The organism is Synechococcus sp. OH2, from assembly GCF_047462155.1.
GTDB lineage: Bacteria > Cyanobacteriota > Cyanobacteriia > Thermostichales > Thermostichaceae > Thermostichus.
Genome location: NZ_JANSIR010000058.1, coordinates 31,475 through 36,269 on the forward strand (window position 1 = coordinate 31,475; position 4,795 = coordinate 36,269).

General features: G+C 64.0%; 6 protein-coding genes. 3 read left to right on the forward strand and 3 right to left on the reverse strand.

Translation table 11 applies throughout. The annotated features are described in order from the left end of the window. The 3 genes from NW835_RS04790 to xseA all read right to left on the reverse strand — a co-directional run. Positions 1–157, reverse strand: a 157-nt coding sequence (locus tag NW835_RS04790) for a tetrahydrofolate dehydrogenase/cyclohydrolase catalytic domain-containing protein (RefSeq protein WP_414414657.1), incomplete at its 3' end; no start/stop codon positions are given. 144 nt (positions 158–301) lie between these two features. Then, positions 302–538: an exodeoxyribonuclease VII small subunit gene (xseB, locus tag NW835_RS04795; RefSeq protein ID WP_414366634.1), complete on the reverse strand. Its 237-nt coding sequence runs from the start codon at positions 536–538 to the stop codon at positions 302–304. Then, positions 519–1,805: an exodeoxyribonuclease VII large subunit gene (xseA, locus tag NW835_RS04800; protein ID WP_414414655.1), complete on the reverse strand. Its 1,287-nt coding sequence runs from the start codon at positions 1,803–1,805 to the stop codon at positions 519–521. The genes xseB and xseA overlap by 20 nt, the downstream gene beginning before the upstream one ends. Positions 1,806–1,882: 77 nt before the next feature. Between xseA and NW835_RS04805 the strand changes: the two genes are divergently transcribed. From NW835_RS04805 to NW835_RS04815, 3 genes are all read left to right on the forward strand, one after another. After that, positions 1,883–3,019, forward strand: coding sequence for an AI-2E family transporter (locus NW835_RS04805; protein WP_414366630.1), 1,137 nt, complete (start codon positions 1,883–1,885; stop codon positions 3,017–3,019). Between the two features lie 119 nt (positions 3,020–3,138). Beyond that, positions 3,139–3,513 (forward strand): DUF1257 domain-containing protein, encoded by a 375-nt coding sequence (locus NW835_RS04810; protein WP_414376867.1) that lies wholly within the window; start codon positions 3,139–3,141, stop codon positions 3,511–3,513. A 22-nt stretch (positions 3,514–3,535) separates the two neighbouring features. Beyond that, entirely contained in the window at positions 3,536–4,651 is a 1,116-nt protein-coding gene (locus NW835_RS04815; RefSeq protein WP_414414656.1) for a pentapeptide repeat-containing protein, read from the forward strand. Positions 4,652–4,795: the final 144 nt, after the last annotated feature.

Genomic DNA, 4,795 nt, shown 5'->3' on the forward strand with positions numbered 1-4,795 from the left:
CGCGCACGTAAGCCGCACTGGCGGGATCCTCTCCAACCCGCAGCACCGCCAATCCCGGCGGACGCCCCACCCGCGGCAGCCAAGCTTGCACTTGGGCGGCCATCTCCGCTTGCAGGCGAGCAGCCAGGGCTTTGCCATCCAAGATCTTGGCGGACATAGAGGGCGCCCCAAAGGATCTTGACGACTTGACCATCTTCAGGGGCACCGCCCCCTTCGTCAAGCCTTGCCCCCGTTGAGCAACAGCAGCAGGGGCACCTGGGGCCTTAGCCCAGTTTCTTGGACTGCCCCATTCCCCCCGGCTCTAGAACTCGCGCAGCTCTTCTTCGCCAGGGCCTAACTCCTCAATGAGGATCTCCACCTGCTGCCGTTTTTGCTCCAAAAACTGGGCGCAGCGCTTTAGGGTCTGGGCGGCCTGCTGGAAGCGCTCCACCACTTCCTCCAGATCCAGCTCCCCCGATTCAATCTGGGCAATCAAACTTTCCACTTCGGCAATGGCTGCTTCGTAGCGCCAGGGATCCTCACGTTTGCGGCGGCTCATGGCTCTCCTCCACTCGGGCCCAGAGGCTTCCCGAGGCCAGTTGTATCCTCAGCCGGGTCTGCGGCGGTAGGTGGTGGGTGCGAACCAGGGATCCCCGTTCGTCCCGCACCAGGGCATAGCCCCGCCTGAGGACGGCGGCAGGGTCGAGGGCTTGCAGGTGCTCCTGGAGGGCCTGTTGGCGCTGTTGCTGCTGCTGAAGGCGATGGCGCACGGCCTGGACAAGGTGCTGCTGTCGTTGGGCTAGGCGCTCCTGCGCCTGTTGCAGCAGCCGCTCCGGATGGATTTGGGCGAGATGGCGCTGGGTGTGCTGGAAGCGCCGCTGTGCCCTCTCCAAAGCCTGCAGCGTGCGTTCGATCAACTTCTGGCGCAACTGGGATCCCTGGTACTGCAATTCCCGCAGATCGGGCACGATCCGCTCGGCCGCCGCTGTGGGGGTGTGGGCCGCGTAGTCGGCCGCGTAGTCCGCCAAGGTCTCGTCCCGCTGGTGGCCGATCCCCGTCACCACCGGAATAGGGCACTCGGCAATGGCCCGCACCACCCGCTCATCGTTAAAGCAAGCCAAATCCTCGCCGGATCCACCCCCTCGAGCAATCAGCAGCACTTCCGCCCGCCCATCCTGTTCCACCCGGCGAATGGCCCGCACAATCGACTCCGGGGCCGCTTCCCCTTGCACCTGGGCCGGCGAAAACAGCACCCGCAGCCCGGGGTAGCGCTGGTTGAGGGTGCGGCGGATATCGCCCCAGCCGGCGGCGTCGGGAGAGCTGACGACGGCAATGCACTGAGGGTGGGTAGGTAGAGGCCGCTGGTTGTCGAACAGGCCCTCGGCAGCCAGGCGGGCCTTGAGCTGCTGCAAGCGCCACGCCAACAGCCCCTCGCCCGCCGGCAGCAGTTGCCAGATAACAAGGCGATAGTAGCTGCCGCCGCTGTAGATGCCGATTTGCCCCAGCGCAAGCACCTGTTGCCCCACTTCCGGCCAGAAGCTGAGCCGGGCAGTCTGGCTTTGCCACACAACCCCCTTGAGGACATCGCCGCTTTCCGGATCCACCAGGGTCAGGAACAGGTGGCCGTTGCGGTTGCGCTGGCAACTGGAGATTTCTCCGACCACCCACAGCCTGGCCAAGTAGGGATCCCCGGCCAGCAGCGACTTCAAGTAGCCGGACACTCCCCCCACCGAGAGCAGGGGGACTTCCTCGGCAGGAAAGGATTCTGTCCCGAATTCCAGGCCATCAAAGGCCAGAGCCATTGCTTGCGGCTCCAGATCGCGCATACGGCGCTCCCCCATGGGAATGCTCGGGATCCCATCTAGAATAGGCGACGACGGGGCGAGAGAGGAGGTGAGCTGCGGTGACCTTCGCCCATTGGCTGGGGCTGGCAGCGCTGCTGGGCCTGTTGGTTCTGCTCTGGCAGATCCGGCAGATCCTGCTATTGGTGTTTGCGGCCATCGTCTTGGCAGTAGCTTTAGACACCCTGGCTCAGATCCCGCAGCGCTACGGTTTTCGCCGTGGCCCCTCGCTCCTCATCACCGGCTTGACGGTTCTGGTGGGGGCAATTCTGGTGGGGCTGATCGTAGTGCCTCCCCTGGCGGATCAGTTGCGGCGGCTGTTTACCGATGGGGTGCCCGCTGGGATCGTGCAGGCGCAGCGGCTATTTGAGAACCTCATCCTCTCGTTGCCGACGGATATCGAGCTGCCGACGCTGCGGGAGTTGGCCAATAGTCTTGTGCCCCAGGCCACTGAGTTGGTGCGCCAGGTGCGGGACTTTTTCTCCCAGTCCTTCACCGCCTTCTTTGCCACCCTGCTCAACTTGCTGTTTGTCATCATCCTCACCATCCTATTGTTGGTGGATCCTCAAGCCTACAGCCGCGCCTTTGTCTCGGTTTTCCCCGCCTTTTACCGCCCCCGCGTCCGCTATATCCTCAAGCGCTGCGAGCTGGCGCTGCGAGGGTGGCTGGTGGGGATCCTCTTCACCAGCAGCCTGGTAATGCTGCTAAGCGGCATTGGGCTGTGGATTTTGGGCGTGCCTTTAACCTTGGCCAATGCCGTGCTGGCGGGACTGTTTAATTTCATCCCCAACATCGGCCCCACCTTGAGCGTGGTCGCCCCCATGCTGGTGGCCCTCACCGATGCCCCCTGGAAATCGCTGGCGGTGCTGGGGCTCTACATCTTCATCCAGCAGTTGGAAAGCAGCGTCTTCACCCCCATCGTCATGTCGCGGCAGGTGTCGCTTTTGCCGGCTCTGACTTTGGTGGCCCAAGTTACCTCGGCCTTTTTCTTTGGAGTACTGGGCCTGTTTTTGGCTGTGCCCTTGGCGGCCATCCTGCAAGTGTGGATCCAGGAGGTGCTGATTCGGGATGTGTTGGATCCTTGGCAGGGATCCCGGGCCCGCACCTTGCCCCTGGCCAAGGGAGATGGGATCCCGGCTCCCCAGGAGAAGCCGAAGCCTCTGCAGCCAGGGAACGAGAACACCATCCCGCTGCCGTGAGGGCAGAGAAGTTGCGGGAGCCGCGGGAAACGTAATCCTCCTTCACATTTCTTCCACAACTGCAGAGGCGCTTCTATAGTGAGGATCCCGTCTCCATCCGTTCAAGGATCGGAACCGCCATGTCCCACTTCACCACCTTGCAAGTGCAAATCAAGGATGCCGACCTGCTGGAAGAGACCCTCAAGGAATTGGGCTACACCGTGGAGCGGAACGCCAGCCTGCGCGGCTACCTCTGGAACCGCACTCGCGCCGATCTGGTGATCCGGCAAAAGAACGGCTTTGACATCGGCTTTCGCCGCAACGGGGATCACTACGAGCTTGTGGTGGATCTGTGGGGGGCGGGCATCGATCCCCAGACTTTCCTAGAGCCGATTTTGCAGCGCTACGCCCACAAGAGCTTGCTGCGCTCTGCCCGGCAGCAGGGCTTCGCCATCGAGGCGGAGGAGCGCCTAGAGGATGGCACCATCCGCGTAGTGGTGGGGCGCTGGGTATAACCAGGCCCATTGGCCTCCACCCATGCTCGGCAACTCCCGACCTGCAGTGGGCACAGGTGAGGGATCCCGGCCCCGCCCCTGGGATCTGGTGCTGGGGGGACAAGTGGCAGCCGGCGGTGCACCGATCCACGCCCTGGTCTTGGGGGGGCTTGAGGGGGCGCGGCGACGGCTCACCCAGGGCGACGAGGTGGTACGTCTGGCCACCTTGCCCCAGTTGCTGCAGTACGGGCCGGCAGGTCTGGCCGAACTCATCGAAGCACTGGCTGGCAACACCTCCTGGGCGGTGCGCCTGGCAGCGTGGCGGCTCCTCTCCCAGCTCGAGCAGCCGGAGGCAGAGGAAGCCTGTCGCACCTACAGCCCCTTTCGCCCAGTGGGAGGTGCGCAGGGGGTCATCGTGGCCTATCGGCGCGGGGAGCGGGATTTTGCCTACGCCGACCTGGAGGGAGGGGATCTGCAAGAGGCACGGCTGGGAGGTGCCAACTTCTACGAAGCTAACTTGAGAAAGGCCAACCTGCGCCTTTGCAACTTCAACGGCGCCCACCTGCGCCAGGCGGATCTGCGCCAGGCCAATTTGCAGGGAGCCAAGCTAAGCGGCGCTGTCCTCGAAGGGGCAGATCTGCGGGGAGCCGACCTGAGGGGGGTAAAAGTCAGCGGCACCAGCCTGCGGGGATCCCAGCTTTCTGAGACAACCCGGCTGGAGGAGCGGCTGCGCCACATCTGGCAGTTGCAGAACTGGGGAGGAGAGGGGCAGGATCTCTGTGGCCAAGACCTGAGCAAGGCCGACTTGAGGGGGCTGGTGCTGCGCCAGATCCGGCTGCGGGGGGCCGACCTCAGCCGCGTGGATCTGCGCGGATCCAACCTAGAGGGAGCAGACTTGCGGGGAGCCAACTTGCAGCGGGCGGATCTGCGGGAGGCCAACTTGCAAAATGCCGACCTGGAAGGAGCCGATCTCAGCGGCGCCGAGCTGCGTCAGGCCCAGTTCCAGGGGGCCAACCTGCGCCGGGCCGATGTCAGCCGCGCCAACCTCGCCCAGGCCAACCTGGAAGGCGCCCAGATCGAGGGCCTCAAGCACAGCGGATCCCAGATTGCCGGCCTGATCTTCCCCGACGGCACCCCCCTCAAGCCCTGGTGGTGGTAACAAGATACCTGCCGCTTGAGCAAGACTAACCCAACGCCGGATGATGCAAACTTTTGCTCAACGCTTCCTCGCTGCTGGGTAATCTCCCTGGGCTTATTCAACGTAAGGCGCGGGATTCCCCACCCGGGTGGGGAGGGATAGCGC